Below are 18,724 nucleotides of genomic sequence, written 5' to 3'. Positions count from 1 at the left end.
CGCGTACATTCGCGGTCGTGGGATCCAAGGCGCACCTGACCGGAGTCTCGGAGACGGCGTTGATGACGCTGCAGGTCCGGGCCAGCGAGGCCCGTCGGCCCGATTCGATCATCGAGGACCCGATGGCGATCGAACTCGTCGACACCATCGACTTCGACTTCGCCAAGTTCGGCTACGCCCGCAGGCAGGACATGGCGCTGCGGGCACTGGCGTTCGATCAGGCGACGACGAACTACCTGCGCGACCATCCCGACGCCACCGTCGTCGCACTCGCGGAGGGTCTGCAGACCAGCTTCTACCGGCTGACCGGCCGCGTCGGCGACCGCTTCGGCTGGCTCAGCGTGGACCTGCCGCCCGTGATCGACCTGCGGGAGCGGCTGCTGCCCGCCGACCCCCGTGTGCGCACGTGCGCGCAGTCGGCACTGGACTACGGCTGGATGGACCTCGTCGACACCGCCCACGGCGTGTTCATCACCGCCGAGGGGTTGCTGATGTACCTGCAGCCCACCGAGGCGATGGGCCTGATCACCGAGTGCGCGCGGCGCTTCCCCGGCGGGCAGATGATGTTCGACATGGCGCCCCCGTGGTTCGCGGCGTTGGCGCGACGGGGAATGCGCGTCTCGACGCGCTACCGCGTGCCGCCCATGCCGTTCGCGCTGTCGGCGGCGCAGGCCGCGCGGTTGGTCGATACGGTGCCCGGCGTCCGCGCCGTGCACGACGTGGCCCTGCCCCCTGGCCGCGGCACGGTGCTCAACACCGCAATGTGGGCCATGCAGCGCATCCCGTTGCTGGATCCCATCCGGCCCGCGCTGACGCTGCTCGAATTCGGCTGACCGCCGTTTCGACGGCGTCAGCCGAAGGCGGCCTCGACGTACTGCAACGCGTCGGCCTTGCCGACGCCCAGTGCGCGAGCCGCCGACGCGAACGTCTGCGCGGCGCTGGCCATGGCCGAATCGGCCGGGTCGGCCCTGGCCACGAACGTGCCGAAGCGGCCCCGCGTCTCGACGATGCCTGCGCCCTCCAACTCGCGGTAGGCCCTGGCGACGGTGTTGACGGCCATGCCGAGCCGGGCGGCCAGTTCACGCACCGTCGGCAACCGCGTACCCGGTGGCAGCCTGCCGTCGCGTACCCCCTCGATGATCTGCGTGCGCAGCTGGTCGAACAGCGGCTTGGCCCCGTGCGCGTCGACGAGAACCCATTCCCCCAAATCGGTCACTCGCTCAGTATCACCCACACCGGCTACTTTGGTGGACGTGCACGTGACGGTCTTCAGCGGCGCCGGGATCTCGGCCGAGAGCGGCGTCCCGACGTTTCGCGACGTCGAAACCGGCCTGTGGGCGAAGGTGGACCCCTACGAGATCTCCAGTAGCGACGGCTGGCGCGCCCACCCGGAGCGGGTGTGGGCGTGGTACCTGTGGCGGCACTACATGATGAAGGCCGTGCTTCCCAACGACGGTCACCGGGCCGTCGCCGCGTGGCAGGACTACGCCGACGTGCACGTGGTGACCCAGAACGTCGACGACTTGCACGAGCGTGCGGGCAGCGGCAACGTCTACCACCTGCATGGCAGTCTCTTCGAATTTCGTTGTGACAGTTGCGGTTCGATCTATCACGGGGAACTGCCTGCGATGCCGGAGCCCGTCGAGACCGTGGAACCGCCGCGGTGTGCGTGCGGCGGCATGGTGCGGCCCAGCGTGGTGTGGTTCGGCGAGGCCCTGCCCGACGACGCCTGGGACCGCTCGGTGCGCGCCATCGCCCAGACCGACGTCGCCATCGTCGTCGGAACGTCGGCCGTCGTGTATCCCGCGGCCGGGCTACCCGAGATGGCGTTGGCCAACGGCATCCCGGTGATCGAGGTGAACCCCGAACCCACGCCGCTGTCGGCCGCGGCGACTTTGAGCCTGCGCGAGACGGCGGCGACCGCGCTGCCGACGCTGCTGCAGCGGCTGCCCGCACTCCTGGGCTGAGCCGCTACCGGGACGGTTCCGGCCGGACGGCCCTGCCGATCGCGGTCTCCGACACCGGCAGCGGGAGCCACGCGGGCAGCACCCACTCGCGGCGTGCCGATTCGACCTCGAACCCCGCCGCGACGATCGACGACTCGGTGTCGCGGTGCGTGTGGCAGTTGCCCAGCAGCCGCGGCCACACCGTCGCGTCGGCCAGGCGTTGCACGTAGTCCCGCGCACCGGCGCTGGCGACGTGCTCGAGGTAGCGCAGCTCCCCACCCGGGCGGAGGATCGAAAAGAGTTGCCGCACCACGGCATCGGGATCACCGACCGAGCACAGCACCAGCGAGCACACCACGGCGTCGAACCCGCCCGCGTCCGTCGCGGCGAAGTGCTCGACGGTCTCCTCGCTGACCGTCACGGGTACCGCCACCGCAGCGGCCGCGGCGCGGGCGCGCTCGGCGAGCCGGCGTTCGGGCTCCACGGCCACCACCTCGGTGACCGTGTCCGGGTAGAACGCGAAGTTGGTGCCGGTGCCCGCCCCCACCTCCAGTACGCGGCCCGTCAGGCCCGCGAGGTTCTCGCGCCGCAGCCGCCGGACCACCTCCGGCTCGCGCGTCGACATGCGCGACCACAGCGTCGCGAAGAACGGGTTGTCGACGGTGTCATCGGCCATGGGTGCGCTCCCTCGTGTCGTCGGCGACCGTCGGCGCGCCGACCGGTTCCCCGGATTCACTGATCCCGATGCGCCGGTGCAGCCGCGCCAGCGGTCGTGGGGCCCACCAATTCCAGCGGCCCGCCAGATGCATGAACGACGGCACCAGCAGCATCCTCACCAGGGTGGCGTCGGCCAGCACCGCGAGCGTGAGCCCCACCCCGAACATACGCATGAACGACACCTGCGCGGCGATCAGCGCGGCGAACGAGATGGACATGACCAGCGCCGCGGCGGTGACGACGCGACCCGTGCGGGCCAGACCCAGCGCCACGGCCTCGTCGTTGGCGCTGCGCCCCCCGGCATCGGCGGGCGCACGGTCACGCAGCCGCAGCCAGTACTCCCGGATGCGCGCGACCAGGAACACCTCGTAGTCCATGGAGAGGCCGAAGGCGATGCAGAACAGCAGCACGGGCATGTTCGCCACCAGCGTGCCCGTCGGCGTGGTGCCGAGCGCGCCGAGGTGGCCGTCCTGGAACACCCACACCAGGGCGCCGAACGCCGCGGTCAGCGACAGCACGTTGAGCACCACGGCCTTCACCGGCAGCACCACGCTGCCGGTGAGCAGGAACAGCAGCCCGAAGGTGATGACGGCGATGAGCCCCAGTGCCCACGGCATCCGGCTGGTGATGGCGTCGACGCTGTCGCGGTTGACCTGCGCGGTGCCGGTGATCCACACCGGCCGGCCGTCGGGACCGGCCACGTCGTGCAGCCGATCCAGCTGCGCCTCGGACCGATCTGAGAACAGCGGCGCACTGCTGCCGACGGTGAGGAACGCGCTGCCCCCGGCGATTCCCGTCGGCGCCGACGGCGGGCCCACCGGGGCGCCGCCGACGTAGGTCGCCGTCGGCGCCGACACCGAGGTCACGTCGGGCACCCGGGACAGTTCGGCGGCGTAGCGCGCCAGGGCGTCGGGGGTGACCCCGTCGGCGTCGGGCAGTACCACCGAGACCGCCGTGGCCGAGTCGTCGGCGAAGTCGGTGCGCAGTTGGTCGCCGACCTGGTGTGCCGACGCCGACGTCGGGAGCACCCGGTCGTCGGGGAATCCCCACTTCACCGACAGGAACGGCGCACCGAGGAAAAGCAGCAGGATCACGACCGCCGCCCCGATCGGCGCCGCGCGACGCATCACGAACGTCGTCGAGCGGTACCAGAACAGCCGTTCGACGGGCTTGGGCACCGGCGGCGGCCGACGCAGGACGCGGCGCAGCAGCCGTCGCGCGTCCAGCGCGTCGAGCCGCTCCCCCAGCAGCCAGATGGCCGCGGGGGTGACGATCACGGCGGCGGCCGCCGCGAACGCCACCGTCGCCACGCCCGCGTAGGCGAACGACTTCAGGAAGTACATCGGGAAGATCAGCATCACGGCCATCGCCAGGGCGACGGTCACCGCGGAGAACAGCACGGTGCGGCCCGCCGTCGTCATCGTGCGCACCAGGGCGTCGCGCCGCGTGGCGCCCTCGGCCAGTTCGTCGCGATAGCGGCTCAGGATCAGCAGCGTGTAGTCGATGGCCAGCGCCAGGCCCAGGGCCGTCGACAGGTTGAGCGCGAAGATCGACACGTCGGTGGTGAACGTGATCGCCCGCAGCACCGCCATGGACCCCACGATCGCCAGACCACCGATGAGCAGCGGCAGCGCGGCGGCCACCAAGCCGCCGAACACCCAGACCAGCACCAGGAAGCTGAGCGGGATCGCGATCATCTCCATCAGCAGCAGGTCGCGCTCGTTCTGTGCGTTGATCTGCGCGTACACCATGGCGGTGCCGCCGGGGCGCACCGTGACGCCGTCGGCACCGTCGGGGTGGTCGCGGGTGATCTGGTCGGCGAGGGTCTTCGCGTACTTCTGGGCGTCGTCCTCCCCGCCGTCGAGACCGGCGACGATCAGCCCGGTCGTGCGGTCGCGGCTGATCAGGTCGGCCGCGGCCGCGGGGGACGCGGTCCACGCCGACGCGAGGTTGGTGACGTGCGGGGAGTCGCGCAGCAGCGCCACGACGTCGAGGGCGACGGCACGCGCCGCGGGCGAGTCGACACCACCCGCTGCGTCGGGTGCGCTGACGGTGACCAGCAGCTGCATGTCGCCCTGATCGAACGTGTCGGTGAGCACCCTGGCGGCTCGCGTCGACTCCGACGTCGGGTCCTGGAAGCCGCCGGCGGACAGGCTCTTCGCCACGGGGATCCCGAAGATGGCGGCGGCGACCATCAGTACGGCGGCCACCGCGACGATCTGCCGGGGTGCCGCGATGGCGCGTATGGCGAGGCGTCTCAGCACGTCAGGCACCCCTCCGAGGGACTATCGGCGGTAACTTAACAACGGAAACCGACCCGGTCAACGGCCGCACCCCATCGTGGGACCCCCGCCGACGACACGGTGGGCAGCCTCGCCCAGTTCGCCGCCACGGCACTTTCCCAGCAGGTTGACAGACCTTAGGGTGCAGCCATGACACCGACCGACGAGATCGACCTGGGCGCGCGGCGGTCGTCGGCCACCGACGTCGGACTACTGATCCTGCGGGTGGCGATCGGGGCGTGCATGCTGCAGGCCGGCCTGGTCAAGGCGTTCGACCTGGATTCGGTGGTCGGGTTCATGCAGGCCGGCGGCTGGCGCAGTCCCGGGCTCGCGGCGGCGATGGTGACCGCGACCGAGACCGCCGCCGGCGCCGCGATCCTGTTCGGCGTGCTGACGCCGCTGGCGGCGTGCGGCGTCGTCGCCGCGATGATCGACGCGTGGCTGGTCAACGTGTCGGGCGGGCCCGTCTGGTCGGACCCGTTCAACGTGCCGTTCCTTGCCGCGTTCGGGGCGGCGACGCTGCTGTTCACGGGTGCGGGCAGGTTCTCGCTGGACGCCAAGGTGTTCGACCGGCCGCGTTGGCCGGCGGCCGTCGGCGTCGCGCTGCTGGTGGCGGCGGTGGCGGCCGCCGTCGCCACCTGGGTGCTGCTCAACGGGACGAACCCGCTGCATCTGACTTCCGAGTAGGTCGCGGTAGGTCGCGCGACCCTACCCCCGGGTAAGAATTGCCACCGTTTTCAGAAACGAGACTCAAAGATCTCTTAATGGTGATGGTTACTGTTCAGTACATGTGGATCGACGACACCAATGCCGATGTCATCAAGGTTGACTTCGACGCCCTCTACCACGGGGACGTGCTGGTCGAGGGTGACACCTCCGAGCAGTTCCCCGACCTCGCCACCGCGGTCTGACCTCACGGCCGCCCACGTGGCGGCCCACCGGTGCCGTGCCGTTCGCGGTGCGCCGTAGCGGTTTGCTGCGGCTCCCGTCAGAGCGGCTGCGGCCTCGGTCGTGAACACCAGGAAGCCACCGACTCGCGTCGGTGGCTTTCGTGTCCCCGGGGCCGGGGACACGAATGCGGCGGCCAGACCCCGGGGTCGGACCGCCGCATTCCCCGCGCCGTCGAGGCGAACCGTCAGGCCGGAACGGACGCCGCGGTCATACCCGTGAGCCTGCCGGTGATGATGTCCTCGGCCTCGGCCACGATGCGCGCGATCAGCTCCCCGCACGTCGGGATGTCCTCGATGAGCCCCATCACGGTGCCCACCGTCCAGATGCCCGCGTCCAGGTCGCCGTCGTCGAACACGCGCCGACCTCGCACCCCGGCCACCAAATCCTTGACGTCCTCGAACTGACCGCCGTCGGCCAGGATGCTCACCACCTCGCGCGAGACCACGTTGCTGGCCACCCGCGCCGTGTTGCGCAGACTGCGGAAGATCAGCTCCGTACCCCGCTCGTCACCGGCGACGATCGCCTCCTTGACGTTCTGGTGGATGCAGCTCTCCACGGTGCACATGAACCGGGTGCCCATGTTCACCCCGTCGGCCCCCAGCGCCAACGCCGCCACCAAGCCGCGGGCATCTTCGAAGCCGCCCGAGGCGATCATCGGGATCTCGATCTGACGTGCCGCCGCCGGGATCAGGACCAGGCCCGGCACGTCGTCCTCGCCGGGATGGCCGGCGCACTCGAACCCGTCGATGCTGATGCCGTCCACGCCCAGGCTCTGCGCCTTGACCGCATGCCGCACCGACGTGCACTTGTGCAGCACCTTGATGCCGTTGTCGTGGAACATCGGCAGATGCGGCGCGGGGTTGGCCCCGGCGGTCTCGACGATCTTCACGCCCTCGTCGACGATCACCTGCCGGTACTCGTCGTAGGGCGGCGGGTTGATCGACGGCAGGATCGTCAGGTTCACCCCGAACGGCTTGTCGGTGAGGTCGCGTGTCTTGGCGATCTCGCGCGCCAGGTCCGCGGGCGTCGGCTGCGTCAACGCCGTGATGAACCCCAACCCGCCGGCATTGGCCACCGCCGCCACCAGCTCGGCCCGACCCACCCACTGCATGCCACCCTGGGCGATCGGCGCCTCGACGCCGAAGACCTCGGTGAACTTCGTCGTGATCACGAGAAGTCCCCTCCTACCGCGGGGCCATGCGGATGGCGCCGTCGAGGCGGATCACCTCGCCGTTGAGCATCGGGTTCTCCACGATGTGCAGCGCCAGGGCGCCGTACTCGTCGGGGTCGCCGAGGCGGGCGGGATGGGGTACCTGCTGACCCAGCGACTTCTGGGCCTCCTCGGGCAGCGACCCCAGCAGCGGGGTCTTGAAGAGGCCGGGGGCGATGGTGCACACGCGGATCAGCTCACGCGAGAGGTCACGGGCGATCGGCAGCGTCATGCCGACCACGCCGCCCTTGGACGCCGAGTAGGCCGCCTGACCGATCTGGCCGTCGAACGCCGCGACCGACGCGGTGTTGACGATGACGCCGCGCTCCTCACCCAGGGGTTCGGTCTTCGCGATGCGCTCGGCCGCCAGGCGGATCACGTTGAACGTGCCGATCAGGTTGACCTCGACCACCTTTCGGAAGCCGTCGAGGGGGAAGGGGCCGTTCTTGGACAGCGTCTTGATGGCGTTGCCGATGCCGGCGCAGTTCACGTTGACGCGCACCGGACCCATGCTCTCCGCGACGTCGAGGGCCTTGGCGACGCCGGCCTCGTCGGTGACGTCGGTGGCGACGAACCTGGCGCGATCACCGAGTTCGGCCACCACCTCTTCACCCTTGAGGTCGATGACGACCACGCTGGCGCCCGCGTCGAGCAGTCGCTTGGTGGTCGCCAGGCCGAGGCCCGACGCGCCACCGGTGACCACCGCTACCGAGTCCTTGATCTGCACTGATCATTCCCCTTCCTTCGAACGGCACTCTGCCGACCGACTGGTTGGTTGGGACTATACCCAGTCGGCCAGCACGGCGTCGGTGTCGGCACCCGGCACCCCCGGCGGCGTCGGCCGCGACGGCTGCGAACGCGAGAACCGCGGCGCCGGCGCGGGTTCGAGGTGGTCACCCTCACGGATGAACGTGTGCCGCTCGGTGACGTGCGGGTCGCTCTCCACCTCGGCGAAGCTCAGCACCGGCGTCACGCACGCATCGGTGCCGTCGAACACCCCGGCCCAGTGATCGCGGTCGTGGGCGGCGAACGCCGTCGTGAACGCCTCGCGCAACTCCGGCCAGCGCGCCATGTCGTTCTGCTCGGGCAGCGTCGCCGGGTCCAGCCCCAACCCCTGCAGCAGCAGCGCATAGAACTGCGGCTCGATGGCGCCCACGGCCACGTACTTCCCGTCGGCCGTCTCGTAGGTGTCGTAGTACGGCGCACCCGTGTCGAGCAGGTTGGCGCCCCGCTCGTCGCTCCACATGCCGGTGGCACGGAAACTCCACATCATCTGCATCAGCACGCTGGAACCGTCGACCATCGCCGCGTCGACCACCTGCCCCTTGCCCGACGCCTGCCGCTCCCACAGCGCCGAGAGGATCCCGACGAGCAGGAACATCGACCCGCCACCGAAGTCACCGGCGAGGTTCAGCGGCGGCACGGGCCGCTCGCCCTTGCGGCCGACGGCGTGCAGCAACCCGTTGAGGGAGATGTAGTTGATGTCGTGGCCGGCCTGCAGCGCCCGCGGGCCGTCCTGACCCCACCCCGTCATGCGGGCGTACACCAGCCGCTCGTTGAGCTTCGCACAATCCTCGGGTCCCAGGCCGAGCCGCTCGGTGACCCCCGGCCGGTACCCCTCGATCAGGACGTCGGCCTTCGAGACCAGCCGCAGCACCAGGTCCCTGCCCTCGGGGCTCTTCAGGTCGGCGGTCACCGACCGCCGGTTGCGCAACATCGAATCCCGGCTGGGCGCAGGCACACCCGGCGCCTTGCGCGGCCGCTCGATGCGCACCACGTCGGCGCCCAGATCCCCGAGGATCATCGCCGCGTGCGGCCCGGGGCCGATACCGGCCAATTCGACGACTCGCAAACCCTGAAGTGGTCCCGCCATTGCAATCTCCATCGGTAGTCCTGGGTTGACCGCCGACAAAGCTTACTTGTATAACCAAGTCGATCCGCCGCGGGCCCAGGGCTCGCCCGACCCGAGGCCAGGCACATGACATCCCAGGTCCATTACCAGGGCATCGACGACCTCGCGGTGTCGCTCGACGGCGGCGTGCTGTCGTTGACGCTCAACCGCCCCGACCGTCTCAACGCCCTCAACGAGGCCATGCTCACCACCATCGAGGGCGCCCTGACACGGGCCGCGGCCGACCCCGAGGTGCGCGTGGTCCGCCTCGGCGGGACGGGCCGCGGGTTCAGCTCGGGTGCCGACATCGGCGAGGACGGCCCCGACGTCGTCGGCGGGCCCGAAGACGTACTCGCGGCGGCCAACCGCGTCGTGACCGCGATCGTCGACCTGCCCAAACCGGTGGTGTCGGTGGTACACGGCCCCACCGCAGGCGTCGGCGTGTCCCTGGCACTGGCCGCCGACATCGTCCTGGCCTCCGAGAATGCCTATTTCCTGCTGGCGTTCACCAAGATTGGGCTGATGCCCGACGGCGGCGCGTCGGCTCTGGTCGCGGCGTCGATCGGGCGGGCCCGCGCCATGCGGATGGCACTGCTCGCCGAACGCCTGCCCGCGAGCGAGGCCCTGGCCGCCGGCCTGGTGAGCGCCGTCTACTCCCCCGACGCGTTCGACGCGGGGGTCGCCGAGGTGCTCGCGACGCTGACGTCCGGCCCCGCGGTCGCACTGCGCAAGACCAAGCAGGCCATCAACGCCGCCACGCTGAGCGGACTCGGCGACGCACTAGAGTTCGAGACGGCAGGCCAGCTGGAGCTGCTGGCGGCCGCGGACTTCCGCGAGGGCGCCAAGGCCTTCCAGCAGCGGCGCCCGCCGACGTTCACCGACCACTAGGACATCAGGGAGACACACGTGACGGTGCTGGACTCATTCCGCCTCGACGACAAGGTCGTCATCGTCACGGGCGCCTCGTCGGGGCTCGGCGTCTCGTTCGCCCAGGCCTGCGCCGAAGCCGGGGCCGACGTCGTCCTGGCCGCCCGGCGCACCGACCGGCTCTCTGCCACCGCGGATCTGGTGAAGGCGGCCGGCCGGCGCGCACTCGCCGTCACCGCCGACGTCGCGGTCCCCGAACAGGTCGACGCCATGGTCGAGCAGGCCATGGCCGAGTTCGGCCGCGTCGACGTCCTGGTCAACAACGCCGGCGTCGGCACCGCGGTGCCCGCCACGCGCGAGACGCCCGAGCAGTTCCGCAACGTCATCGACGTCAACCTCAATGGCTCCTACTGGGCCGCGCAGGCCTGCGGACGCGTCATGCAGCCCGGCAGCGCCATCGTCAACATCGCCAGCATCCTCGGCATCACGACGGCCGGGTTGCCGCAGGCCGCCTACAGCGCCAGCAAGGCCGCGATCTCCGGGCTCACCCGCGACCTGGCGCAGCAGTGGGGCACCCGCAAGGGCATTCGCGTCAACGCCATCGCCCCCGGCTTCTTCATCAGCGAGATGACCGACGAATACCAGCCCGGTTACCTCGAGAGCCTGGCGCACCGCATGGTGTTGGGCCGGGTCGGTGACCCGCGCGAACTGGCCGCCACGCTGGTGTGGCTGGCGTCCGACGCCGGTGGCTACGTCACCGGGCAGACCATCGTCGTCGACGGCGGCGTCACCATCACCTAGGGGTTCGCCGGGGGTTCGCCGGGGGTTCGCCGGGGTTCGCCGGGGTTCGGCCGGTAGCGCCGGGCACGGGGCCCGCCCGAAATTCGCTCGACGCGGCCCTGGTCGGTACGCGACCATCGATTGCGTGAGTACGCAATTCGAGGCGCCGCCGGTACGTCCCGGCGGCTGGCGCGTGCTCGCCCCGTTCCGCTTCCGGGAGTACCGGCTGCTCATCGCGGCCGTGTCGCTGTCCATCTTCGCCGAGGGCATGTGGGCGGTGGTGATGGCGCTGCAGGTGATCGCCCTGGACGCCGATCCCGCCGCGCTGTCCCTGGTGGCCGCGAGCATGGGCGTCGGCCTGGTGGCCTTCATCCTGGTGGGCGGCATCGCCGCCGACCGGGTGGACCGCCGCGGCATCATCATCGTCGTCGAGGCGGTCAACGTCGCCACCGTCACGGCCGTGGCCGTCCTGGGTTCGGTTGGGGCACTGCACATCTGGCATCTCGCCGTGGCCGCGGCCATCCTGGGCATCGCGGCGGCGTTCTTCTTCCCCGCCTACAGCGCGCTGCTGCCGACCATCCTGCCCGTCGACCACCTGCTGGCCGCCAACGGCGTCGAGGGTGTGGTGCGCCCGGTCTTCCAGCGCGCCGTGGGTCCCGCCGTGGCGGGTCTGTTGGTCGGCGCGACGGTACCCGTCGTCGGAACGTGGGTCGTGGCAGCACTGTTCACGAGCGGTTTCGTGCTGCTGCTGGCGACGCGCCCGGCGCGGGTCACGCCCGTCGACACCGAACGTCCGCACGTGCTGCGGGATCTGCGGCAGGGCTTCGCGTTCATGGTGCGCACCCCGTGGCTGTCGTGGACGCTGCTCTACGCGAGCATGTTCGTGCTGCTGGTGCTGGGACCCATCGAGGTACTGCTGCCGTTCATCGCCAAGGACCGGTTCGCCGACGGCGCCCGCGCGTACGGATTCATCCTGGCGTGCTTCGGAATCGGCAGTGCGCTCGGCGCGCTGACGGTCTCGTCGCTGCGCATGCCGCGGCGCTACCTGACGGTGATGATGGCGACGTGGGGCGTGGGTTCGGTGCCACTGGTCGTGGTCGGTGTCACCTCGTCGTTCCCATTGATGGCTGCGGCAACGTTCGTCATCGGCGTCACCGACGGTGCGGGCATGGTCATCTGGGGCACGCTGCTACAGCGTCGTGTGCCCGGGGAGATGCTGGGCCGGGTGTCGAGCCTCGACTTCTTCGTGTCCCTGGCGTTCATGCCGGTGTCGTTCGCGATCGTGGGACCACTGTCGAAGGTCGTCGGCATGGAGGTCATCTTCGCGACGGCGGCGCTGCTGCCCCCGGTGCTGGCGTTGGCCGCCTACGTCGCCGCGCGCATGCCGCACGACGAGGTGGCGCACCCGCTGCACTGACCGCGAGCGTGCGACCGCGGCGGAGATCGGGCCGCATGACTTCGGATCAGACCCCGAAGAGCGGCGGCAGCGCCAGCACCATCACCAGACCCCAGAAGAAGTGGGTCAGCATCGGCGCCAGGACCCCGCCGGTCATCCGGCGCTCGTAGGCGCAGACGAAGCCCAGGATCAGCCCCGCGAACCCCAGCATCGGGTTGCCCGCCGCCGACACCGCGACCGCGTACACCAGCGTCGAGATCAACACCGGCCGGAACCTACCCAGCGCGCTGTAGAGCGCACCGCGGAAGAACAGTTCCTCGGCCAATCCGTTGATCAGCGTGATGAACACCAGCAGCGGCAGCGAACCGTAGTTGGTGTACGCCAGCACCTGCACGATGTAGTCACGCACCGGCGGGATCTGGCGCGCGATCAGACCGCCGACGATGAAGATGGCGCCCAGCACGATGCCGATCACGGTTCCGGTGATCAACGGCCGCTTGCTGTGGTCACGGAACCGGACGCGGCCGAGGTGCAGCGGCCCCGACAAGCGGGCGCCCACCGCCCACACCGCCGCCAGCCCCAGCGTGAGCCAGTAGAACGACGTGTCGCCGGGCTGCCGGGTCAGCGAGTAACCCAGCAGCACCGCGCCGACGACGAGCACCACCACCACCGCGATGCGCCGGTAGCGGACCGTGCTCGCCGCCTCCTCGCGCGGCTCCGCACGGGAGCCGACGATCGAACCGAACTCGCCGAAGATGTTCATGCGGTCTTGCTCTTCGGCACCAGTCCGATCACGTGGTCGAGGCCGGTACGGACCGCTCCCGCGACGGGTCGCGGGACGATGCCCAGCAGGCCGAGCGCCGGCCGGGCGAACCCGGGCGTCAGGGCCGCGGCGATCCGGCGGATGCGACGCACGTCGCCGCCCGCCCACTGCGGGTCGGTGTCGGCGAGGTGGTGCACGTCGGTCAGCTCGTTCACCGGCAGCGCCCGGGTGGTGGTCAGCGCCCGCCGCATCGCGTCCTCGATGCCGACGTCGGGGGGTTCGGGCACCAGGTCGCGTAGCCCGGCGTGCGTGGCGTTCATCGGATGATCCAGCGACTCGACGAGATCCGACGCCAGCCCGCCGGGGACCGGCAGGATCATCCCGGTCACCCAGGACACCAGCTTGGTGTCGATGCCGCGCACCGGCAGCGACGCCCGCCACTCCCCCGCGATGCGCGCGTAGGTCTGCAGCAGTTCGCCGTAGGTCGTGCGGTCCGGGCCCGCGATGTCGTAGGACCCGGCAGGCACCCGCTCCGCGTCGGCCGCCTCGGCCAGGTAGTGCAGGACGTCGCTGATGGAGATCGGGTCGATGGGGTTGGCCGCCCACTCCGGCATGGGCAACACCAGGAACCGGTCGCTGACGTAACGCAGCATCTCGAACGACGTCGACCCCGCACCGAGGATGATGGCCGCGCCCAACCAGACGACGTCGGCGCCGCCGTCGACGGTCAACGCCTCGGCGACCTCGGCACGCCCCGCCAGGTGGTCGGACAGCTTGCCGTCGTCGGGGACGAAGCCACCGAGGTAGACGATGCGGCCCACCCCGGCCGCCTTGGCGGCCTCCCCGACGTTGGCGGCAGCCCGGTTGTCGGACTCGCGGAAGTCGGGCTGCCCGATGCCGTGCACCAGGTAGTAGAGGACGTCGACGGGCCCAGCGCAGTGCAGCGCGCTGGCGACCGCCTCCGGGTCCCCGGCGTCGAGGTAGACCGCGGTCACGTCGTCGATCCAGCCGAACCGCCCCAGCCGTTCGAGGTTGCGGCTGGCGACGGTGACCTGGTGGCCCCGTTCCAACAACTCGGTGACGAGGCGCGACCCGACGTAGCCCGTGGCGCCGGTGACCATGATCCGCATGCTGTTCACCGTAGGGTTGTACCCACGGTGCGGCTATCCGATCGCGCCCCGGTGAAGTTCGGACAGGTGCACGTAGCCGGCCGCTTTGAGCTTGTTGCGGTCGACGTCGTCGTCGCCGAGTTCGCGACGCACCTTGCCGGGGACGCCGGCCACCAGCGACCGCGGCGGGATCACCGCGCCCTGCGGGATGACGGCCCCGGCCGCCACCAGTGACCCGGCCCCGACGACGGCGCCGTTGAGCACCACCGCGCCCATGCCGATCAGGCAGTCGTCCTCGACGGTGCACCCGTGCAGCACCGCGTTGTGCCCGACGCTCACACCTGCGCCGATGCGGGCCGGGAAGCCCAGGTCGACGTGCACGGTGACGCCGTCCTGCAGGTTGCTGCCCTCGCCGATCTCGATGGGCTCGAACTCCGCGCGCAGCGTGGCGCCGTACCAGACGCTGGCCTTGGCCGCGAGCGACACCTGACCGATCAGCGACGCGTTGGGCGCCGCCCAGGATTCGTCGTGGAGACGGGGTGCGTGGTCGCCGATGGCGATGATGAGCGGTTGAGCCATGCCGGAATCGTAGGCAGGCCACGGTGGTGAACGTCACGTGCCCTGCGCGGCCGGCGCGCGGCCGGTGGCTGTGGCCCAGCTCACTGCGATTTCCGATCGCTTCGGCTGCCCACATACCATCTCGGGAGGCGACGCGTCGGGGGATGCAGCACGTCGCCCCCACATCGATCCGATGACGCGACTGCACGACCCAAGGAGCACCAACGTGAAGACTCGTACCAGCAAGACACTGGGAATGACCGCCGCCATCGCAGCACTCGCCGTGTCGGTGCCGTTGGCGATCACCGCCCAGGCCGAGCCCAGCCCCACCCCCACGCCCACCACTCCGCTGTCGGACTGGCAGGGCGACTGCGATCCGGTGCGGGCCGAGCTGGCCCCCGCCGGCGTCACCAAGGAAGCACTGTCGAAGATGCCCGTCGGGCAGGCGCTGGCCGCCATCCCGTCGCTGAGCACGTTCACCTCGGCCATCAACGGCGGGCTGAACCCGGCAGTCAACATCGTGCCGGTGCTGGAGAACGGCCCCTACGTGGTGCTGGCCCCCAACAACGCGGCGTTCGCCAAGCTCGATCCGGCCCAGCTGGAGACGCTCAAGAGCGATCCCGCGGCGCTGACCAAGCTGGACTATTACCACGTCTTCCTCGGCCTGCTCGGCCCCGCCGACGTCGCCGGGCAGCGGCCCACGCAGCAGGGCGAAGAGGTCAAGATCACCGGCAAGGACGGTGACATCAAGGTCAACGACACCGCCAAGGTGCTGTGCGGCGGCATCCAGACCAAGGACGCGCGCATCTACATCCTCGACACGGTGCTCGATCCGGCCTCGCCGCCGGAGCCCGTCACCCCGCAGACGTCGTTCAGCAACACCGGCAAGCCCGCGCCGACCACGTCGTCGCCCTCGCCGACGCCGACGCCCGCCGGCTAGTCGCACCCACGAAGAAGCGGCTCGGGACCTCGTCGTCCCGAGCCGCTTTTCGTGATTTCGGCGCGCTTTCGTTCGCCTGGCGAACGAAAGCGCGCCGAAATCCCGCCTACAGGCCCAAGTCCCGGCCGATGATCTCCTTCATGATCTCGGTGGTGCCGCCGTAGATCGTGGAGATGCGGACGTCGACGTAGTCGCGCGCCACCTTGTACTCGTTCATGTAGCCGTAGCCGCCGTGCAACTGCAGGCAGGCGTCGACGACGCGCTTGTGCAGTTCGGTGCACCACCACTTCGCCTTGGAGGCCTGCACGGCGGTCAGCTCGCCGTCGATCTCGGCGCGCAGGCAACGGTCGATGTACTGCTCGGCGATCTCGAGTTCGGTGTCCAGTTCGGCCATGGTGAAGCGGCTGTTCTGGAAGCTGCCGATGGGCTGCCCGAATGCCTTGCGGTCCTTGACGTACTGCAGGGTCTCGTCGAACGTGGCCCGCGCGCCCGCGACCGCGGAGATCGCGATGGACAACCGCTCCGAGGGCAGGTTGGCCATGAGGTGATAGAAGCCCTTGTTCTCCTCACCGAGCAGGTTGGCCCCGGGCACCCGGACGTTGTCGAAGTGCAGTTCGGCGGTGTCGGCGAAGTGCTGCCCCATCTTGTCGAGCTTGCGACCGCGTTCGAAGCCCGCCATGCCGCGCTCGACGACCAGCAGCGAGAAGCCCTTGTGACCGGCGTCGGGGTTGGTGCGGGCCACCACGACCACCAGGTCGGAGTTGATGCCCGCCGAGATGAATGTCTTGGAGCCGTTGAGGATCCAATCGTCGCCGTCGCGCACCGCCGAGGTCTTGATGCCGGCCAGGTCGCTGCCCGCGCCCGGTTCGCTCATCGCCACCGCGCCGATCAGTTCACCGGTGACGTAGCCCGGCAGCCAGCGCGCCTGCTGCTCCTCGTTGGCCAGGTTGACGAAGTACGGCCCGACGATGTCGTTCTGCAGGCTGACCCCGGGCGTGGGCCCGCCGTATCGGGCGAACTCCTCGACGATCACGGCGTTGAACCGGAAGTCGTCGACGCCTCCGCCGCCGAACTTCTCGGGCATGTTGAACCCGATGAGGCCGTACTTCCCGGCCGCGACGTAGGCGTCGCGGTCGACGATCTTGTCGGCTGCCCACTTCTCGGCGTAGGGGACGCATTCCTTCTCGATGAACTGCCGGGCGGTCTGGCGCAGCTGTTCGTGTTCTTCCTCGAAGACCAGTCGCTTCACGTTCGTTCTCCTACTTGGCTTTCCACACCGGCTGACGCTTCTCGGCGAAGGCCAGCGGTCCTTCCTTGGCGTCCTCGGAGCGCAGCACGGCACCCATCTCCCGGACGGTGCGATCCCAGCCCGCCTGCTCGGCCGGGACGCTGCCCTCGTCGACGCCGCGGGCGACGCGCTTGCTCGCCCACACCGCCAGCGGGGCGTTGACGGTGATCCGTTCGGCCAGGGCCAGCGCGGCGTCGACGACGGTGCCGTCGGGTGCCACCTGGTTGACCAGACCCCAGCGCAGCGCGTCGGCCGAGGACATGGGTTCGCCGGTGAGGATCAGTTCCATCGCCACCTTGCGGGGCAACTGGTCGACGATCCGGAAGACCCCGCCCGCGCCGGCGATGAGCCCGCGCTTGACCTCGGGCAGACCCAGCGTGGTGCGCTCTTCGATCACCACGAGGTCCGACGCCAGCGCGATCTCGGTGCCACCGCCCAGCGCGGTGCCGTTGACGGCCGCGATCACCGGCTTGTCGATGACGTGCTGGACGTAACCGGCGAAGCCCCACTCCGGGTGTTCGGGGTGAAAGATGTTCTCGCGGCGGAAGATGGCCTTGAGATCGGCTCCGGCACAGAAGGTTTGACCGGCACCGGTGACCACGACGGCACGTACCTCGGCGTCGTGCTGCGCCTCGTGCAGCGCATTGCCCAGCGCCTCGCTCACCGCGGCGTTGACCGCGTTGCGCGCCTCCGGCCGGTTGATCGTGACCAGCAGGACGTTGCCGCGGCGTTCGGTGAGTGCGCCCGGGGCGGCGTTGTCGGTGGTGCTCACAGCAGCTCGAGGATGGTCGCGTTGGCCTGGCCGCCACCTTCGCACATGGTCTGCAGGCCGTACTGAATTCCGTTGTCGCGCATGTGGTAGAGCATGGTGGTCATGATGCGGGCGCCGGAGCCGCCGAGGGGGTGACCCAGGGCGATGGCGCCGCCGTTGGGGTTGAGCCGCTTCTCGTCGGCGCCGATGTCGGCCAGCCACGCCATGGGCACCGGGGCGAACGCCTCGTTGACCTCGAACACCCCGATGTCGGAGAGGCTCAGACCCGATCGCTTGATGGCCTTCTGCGTGGCCGGGATGGGCGCGGTGAGCATGATGACGGGGTCGGCACCGGCGAGCACGGCGGTGTGCACGCGGGCAAGGGGCTTGAGCCCCAGCGACTTCGCCTTCTCGGCCGACATGAACAGCAGCGCCGCCGACCCGTCGGAGATCTGGCTGGAGTTGCCGGCGTGGATCACGCCGTCCTCGCGGAAGGCGGGCTTGAGCGCGGCCATCTTCTCCATGGGCGTGCCGCGACGGATGCCCTCGTCCTTGAGGACCACGCTGGAGTTGCCGTCCTCGTCCTTGACCTGGATGCCCACGATCTGATCGTCGAAGGCGCCGGAATCCTGTGCGGCGGCGGCCTTCTCGTGCGAGTCGAGGGAGTACTGGTCCAGCGCCGTGCGGTCGAAGCCCCACTGTTCGGCGATCATCTCGGCGCCGATGCCCTGGTTGGGCGTCTGGGTGTAGCGTGCGCGGAACGACTCGGGGTAGGGGTGGCCGCCGTTGGCCAGCGAGGACCCCATGGGGGTGCGCGACATGGATTCGACGCCGCCTGCGACCACCACGTCGTAGTGCCCGGCGACCACGCCTGCGGCGGCGAAGTGCACGGACTGCTGGCTGGAGCCGCACTGGCGATCCACGGTGACGCCGGGAACGGTCTCCGGCCAGCCCGCGGCGAGCACCGCGGTGCGGGCGATGTCGAGCGCCTGCTCGCCGGCCTGCATGACGCAGCCCCAGATCACGTCCTCGACGAGGGCGGGGTCGACGCCGGCGCGCTCCACCAGCCCGTTGAGCACCTGCGCCGACAGCTCGCCGGCGTGGACGCCGGACAGGCCCCCGTTGCGCTTTCCGACGGGAGACCGGACGGCCTCGACGATGACGGCTTCAGCCATGTGACTTCTCCTTCGAAGTGACGGCGCGGGAGCACCCTGGGGATCACGGTGGATCACATCCGAAGGTAAATGAGTAGGTTTACTAGGTCAACCTACTGGT

20 protein-coding genes are annotated in these 18,724 nt (G+C 70.1%); 8 read left to right on the top strand and 12 right to left on the bottom strand.

Annotated elements, in window-relative coordinates:
• Window positions 1-62 precede the first annotated feature (62 nt).
• The gene (locus AC30CM_RS22015; protein ID WP_490119057.1) at window positions 63-833 is read left to right on the top strand and encodes a class I SAM-dependent methyltransferase; all 771 of its coding nucleotides are present in this window, start codon (window positions 63-65) and stop codon (window positions 831-833) included.
• 17 nt (window positions 834-850) lie between these two features.
• Here AC30CM_RS22015 and AC30CM_RS22010 read toward each other — a convergent pair whose 3' ends face one another.
• Window positions 851-1,216 carry an Rv1152 family transcriptional regulator gene (locus AC30CM_RS22010; protein ID WP_490119037.1) on the bottom strand — a complete coding sequence of 122 codons (366 nt, stop codon included), beginning with the start codon at window positions 1,214-1,216 and terminating at the stop codon, window positions 851-853.
• Window positions 1,217-1,253: 37 nt separating this feature from the next.
• Here AC30CM_RS22010 and AC30CM_RS22005 point away from each other — a divergent pair, with 37 nt between their 5' ends.
• Complete coding sequence (locus AC30CM_RS22005) at window positions 1,254-1,967, top strand: NAD-dependent deacylase (RefSeq protein ID WP_490119036.1); 714 nt, start codon at window positions 1,254-1,256, stop codon at window positions 1,965-1,967.
• Window positions 1,968-1,971: 4 nt separating this feature from the next.
• Here the strand turns inward: AC30CM_RS22005 and AC30CM_RS22000 are convergent, their stop codons facing one another.
• Both AC30CM_RS22000 and AC30CM_RS21995 read right to left on the bottom strand, forming a co-directional pair.
• The gene (locus AC30CM_RS22000) at window positions 1,972-2,622 is read right to left on the bottom strand and encodes a class I SAM-dependent methyltransferase (protein ID WP_490119035.1); all 651 of its coding nucleotides are present in this window, start codon (window positions 2,620-2,622) and stop codon (window positions 1,972-1,974) included.
• A complete protein-coding gene (locus AC30CM_RS21995; protein ID WP_490119034.1) occupies window positions 2,612-4,927 on the bottom strand; it encodes an MMPL family transporter in 2,316 nt (771 codons plus the stop codon). Before AC30CM_RS21995 ends, AC30CM_RS22000 begins: the two co-directional genes overlap by 11 nt.
• 168 nt (window positions 4,928-5,095) lie before the next feature.
• On the opposite strand from AC30CM_RS21995, the gene AC30CM_RS21990 reads away from it, so the two are divergent.
• Together AC30CM_RS21990 and AC30CM_RS21985 are read left to right on the top strand one after the other, a co-directional pair.
• A complete protein-coding gene (locus AC30CM_RS21990; RefSeq protein WP_490119033.1) occupies window positions 5,096-5,632 on the top strand; it encodes a DoxX family protein in 537 nt (178 codons plus the stop codon).
• Window positions 5,633-5,733: 101 nt separating this feature from the next.
• Window positions 5,734-5,856, top strand: a complete 123-nt coding sequence (locus AC30CM_RS21985) for a hypothetical protein (RefSeq protein ID WP_099046010.1) — start codon at window positions 5,734-5,736, stop codon at window positions 5,854-5,856.
• Between the two features lie 224 nt (window positions 5,857-6,080).
• Here AC30CM_RS21985 and AC30CM_RS21980 read toward each other — a convergent pair whose 3' ends face one another.
• Genes AC30CM_RS21980 through AC30CM_RS21970 form a run of 3 tightly spaced genes read right to left on the bottom strand, consistent with a single transcriptional unit; the run spans window position 6,081 to window position 8,979 of the window.
• Window positions 6,081-7,064, bottom strand: coding sequence for an NAD(P)H-dependent flavin oxidoreductase (locus AC30CM_RS21980; RefSeq protein WP_490119056.1), 984 nt, complete (start codon window positions 7,062-7,064; stop codon window positions 6,081-6,083).
• Between the two features lie 16 nt (window positions 7,065-7,080).
• Window positions 7,081-7,833 (bottom strand): 3-hydroxyacyl-CoA dehydrogenase, encoded by a 753-nt coding sequence (locus tag AC30CM_RS21975; protein ID WP_490119032.1) that lies wholly within the window; start codon window positions 7,831-7,833, stop codon window positions 7,081-7,083.
• A 54-nt stretch (window positions 7,834-7,887) separates the two neighbouring features.
• A complete protein-coding gene (locus tag AC30CM_RS21970) occupies window positions 7,888-8,979 on the bottom strand; it encodes a CaiB/BaiF CoA transferase family protein (protein WP_490119031.1) in 1,092 nt (363 codons plus the stop codon).
• Between the two features lie 105 nt (window positions 8,980-9,084).
• Between AC30CM_RS21970 and AC30CM_RS21965 the strand changes: the two genes are divergently transcribed.
• From AC30CM_RS21965 to tet(V), 3 genes are all read left to right on the top strand, one after another.
• Window positions 9,085-9,885, top strand: coding sequence for an enoyl-CoA hydratase (locus tag AC30CM_RS21965; RefSeq protein WP_490119030.1), 801 nt, complete (start codon window positions 9,085-9,087; stop codon window positions 9,883-9,885).
• An 18-nt stretch (window positions 9,886-9,903) separates the two neighbouring features.
• The gene (locus AC30CM_RS21960) at window positions 9,904-10,665 is read left to right on the top strand and encodes an SDR family NAD(P)-dependent oxidoreductase (protein WP_490119029.1); all 762 of its coding nucleotides are present in this window, start codon (window positions 9,904-9,906) and stop codon (window positions 10,663-10,665) included.
• Window positions 10,666-10,789: 124 nt separating this feature from the next.
• A complete protein-coding gene (gene tet(V) / locus AC30CM_RS21955) occupies window positions 10,790-12,061 on the top strand; it encodes a tetracycline efflux MFS transporter Tet(V) (protein ID WP_490119028.1) in 1,272 nt (423 codons plus the stop codon).
• A 46-nt stretch (window positions 12,062-12,107) separates the two neighbouring features.
• Here the strand turns inward: tet(V) and AC30CM_RS21950 are convergent, their stop codons facing one another.
• Genes AC30CM_RS21950 through AC30CM_RS21940 form a run of 3 tightly spaced genes read right to left on the bottom strand, consistent with a single transcriptional unit; the run spans window position 12,108 to window position 14,491 of the window.
• Window positions 12,108-12,803, bottom strand: coding sequence for a CPBP family intramembrane glutamic endopeptidase (locus AC30CM_RS21950; protein WP_490119027.1), 696 nt, complete (start codon window positions 12,801-12,803; stop codon window positions 12,108-12,110).
• Window positions 12,800-13,933: an NAD(P)H-binding protein gene (locus AC30CM_RS21945; RefSeq protein ID WP_490119026.1), complete on the bottom strand. Its 1,134-nt coding sequence runs from the start codon at window positions 13,931-13,933 to the stop codon at window positions 12,800-12,802. Before AC30CM_RS21945 ends, AC30CM_RS21950 begins: the two co-directional genes overlap by 4 nt.
• Window positions 13,934-13,966: 33 nt before the next feature.
• Complete coding sequence (locus AC30CM_RS21940) at window positions 13,967-14,491, bottom strand: gamma carbonic anhydrase family protein (RefSeq protein ID WP_490119025.1); 525 nt, start codon at window positions 14,489-14,491, stop codon at window positions 13,967-13,969.
• 205 nt (window positions 14,492-14,696) lie between these two features.
• Here AC30CM_RS21940 and AC30CM_RS21935 point away from each other — a divergent pair, with 205 nt between their 5' ends.
• Window positions 14,697-15,410, top strand: a complete 714-nt coding sequence (locus AC30CM_RS21935) for a fasciclin domain-containing protein (protein ID WP_490119024.1) — start codon at window positions 14,697-14,699, stop codon at window positions 15,408-15,410.
• Window positions 15,411-15,516: 106 nt separating this feature from the next.
• Here AC30CM_RS21935 and AC30CM_RS21930 read toward each other — a convergent pair whose 3' ends face one another.
• The 3 genes from AC30CM_RS21930 to AC30CM_RS21920 are packed head-to-tail and all read right to left on the bottom strand — an operon-like array spanning window position 15,517 to window position 18,624.
• On the bottom strand, window positions 15,517-16,659 hold the full coding sequence (locus tag AC30CM_RS21930) for an acyl-CoA dehydrogenase family protein (RefSeq protein WP_490119023.1): 1,143 nt from the start codon (window positions 16,657-16,659) through the stop codon (window positions 15,517-15,519).
• 10 nt (window positions 16,660-16,669) lie between these two features.
• Complete coding sequence (locus tag AC30CM_RS21925) at window positions 16,670-17,470, bottom strand: crotonase/enoyl-CoA hydratase family protein (RefSeq protein ID WP_490119022.1); 801 nt, start codon at window positions 17,468-17,470, stop codon at window positions 16,670-16,672.
• Window positions 17,467-18,624 carry a thiolase family protein gene (locus tag AC30CM_RS21920; protein WP_490119021.1) on the bottom strand — a complete coding sequence of 386 codons (1,158 nt, stop codon included), beginning with the start codon at window positions 18,622-18,624 and terminating at the stop codon, window positions 17,467-17,469. The genes AC30CM_RS21925 and AC30CM_RS21920 overlap by 4 nt, the downstream gene beginning before the upstream one ends.
• Between the last annotated feature and the right edge of the window lie 100 nt (window positions 18,625-18,724).

This window comes from Mycobacterium sp. DHQP2018-32-09, assembly GCF_058148405.1.
Note: the sequence above shows the minus strand (reverse complement) of the source record. Positions and strands in the feature narration are given on the sequence as shown.

Excerpts from the sequence above, each read along its gene's own strand:
- AC30CM_RS21945 (WP_490119026.1), bottom strand. The coding sequence starts at position 13,933 with ATGCGGATCATGGTCACCGGCGCCACGGGCTACGTCGGGTCGCGCCTC.
- AC30CM_RS21970 (WP_490119031.1), bottom strand. The coding sequence starts at position 8,979 with ATGGCGGGACCACTTCAGGGTTTGCGAGTCGTCGAATTGGCCGGTATC.
- AC30CM_RS22000 (WP_490119035.1), bottom strand. The coding sequence starts at position 2,622 with ATGGCCGATGACACCGTCGACAACCCGTTCTTCGCGACGCTGTGGTCG.
- AC30CM_RS21940 (WP_490119025.1), bottom strand. The coding sequence starts at position 14,491 with ATGGCTCAACCGCTCATCATCGCCATCGGCGACCACGCACCCCGTCTC.
- AC30CM_RS21950 (WP_490119027.1), bottom strand. The coding sequence starts at position 12,803 with ATGAACATCTTCGGCGAGTTCGGTTCGATCGTCGGCTCCCGTGCGGAG.
- AC30CM_RS21985 (WP_099046010.1), top strand. The coding sequence starts at position 5,734 with ATGTGGATCGACGACACCAATGCCGATGTCATCAAGGTTGACTTCGAC.
- AC30CM_RS21920 (WP_490119021.1), bottom strand. The coding sequence starts at position 18,624 with ATGGCTGAAGCCGTCATCGTCGAGGCCGTCCGGTCTCCCGTCGGAAAG.
- AC30CM_RS21990 (WP_490119033.1), top strand. The coding sequence starts at position 5,096 with ATGACACCGACCGACGAGATCGACCTGGGCGCGCGGCGGTCGTCGGCC.
- AC30CM_RS22015 (WP_490119057.1), top strand. The coding sequence starts at position 63 with ATGACGCTGCAGGTCCGGGCCAGCGAGGCCCGTCGGCCCGATTCGATC.
- AC30CM_RS21965 (WP_490119030.1), top strand. The coding sequence starts at position 9,085 with ATGACATCCCAGGTCCATTACCAGGGCATCGACGACCTCGCGGTGTCG.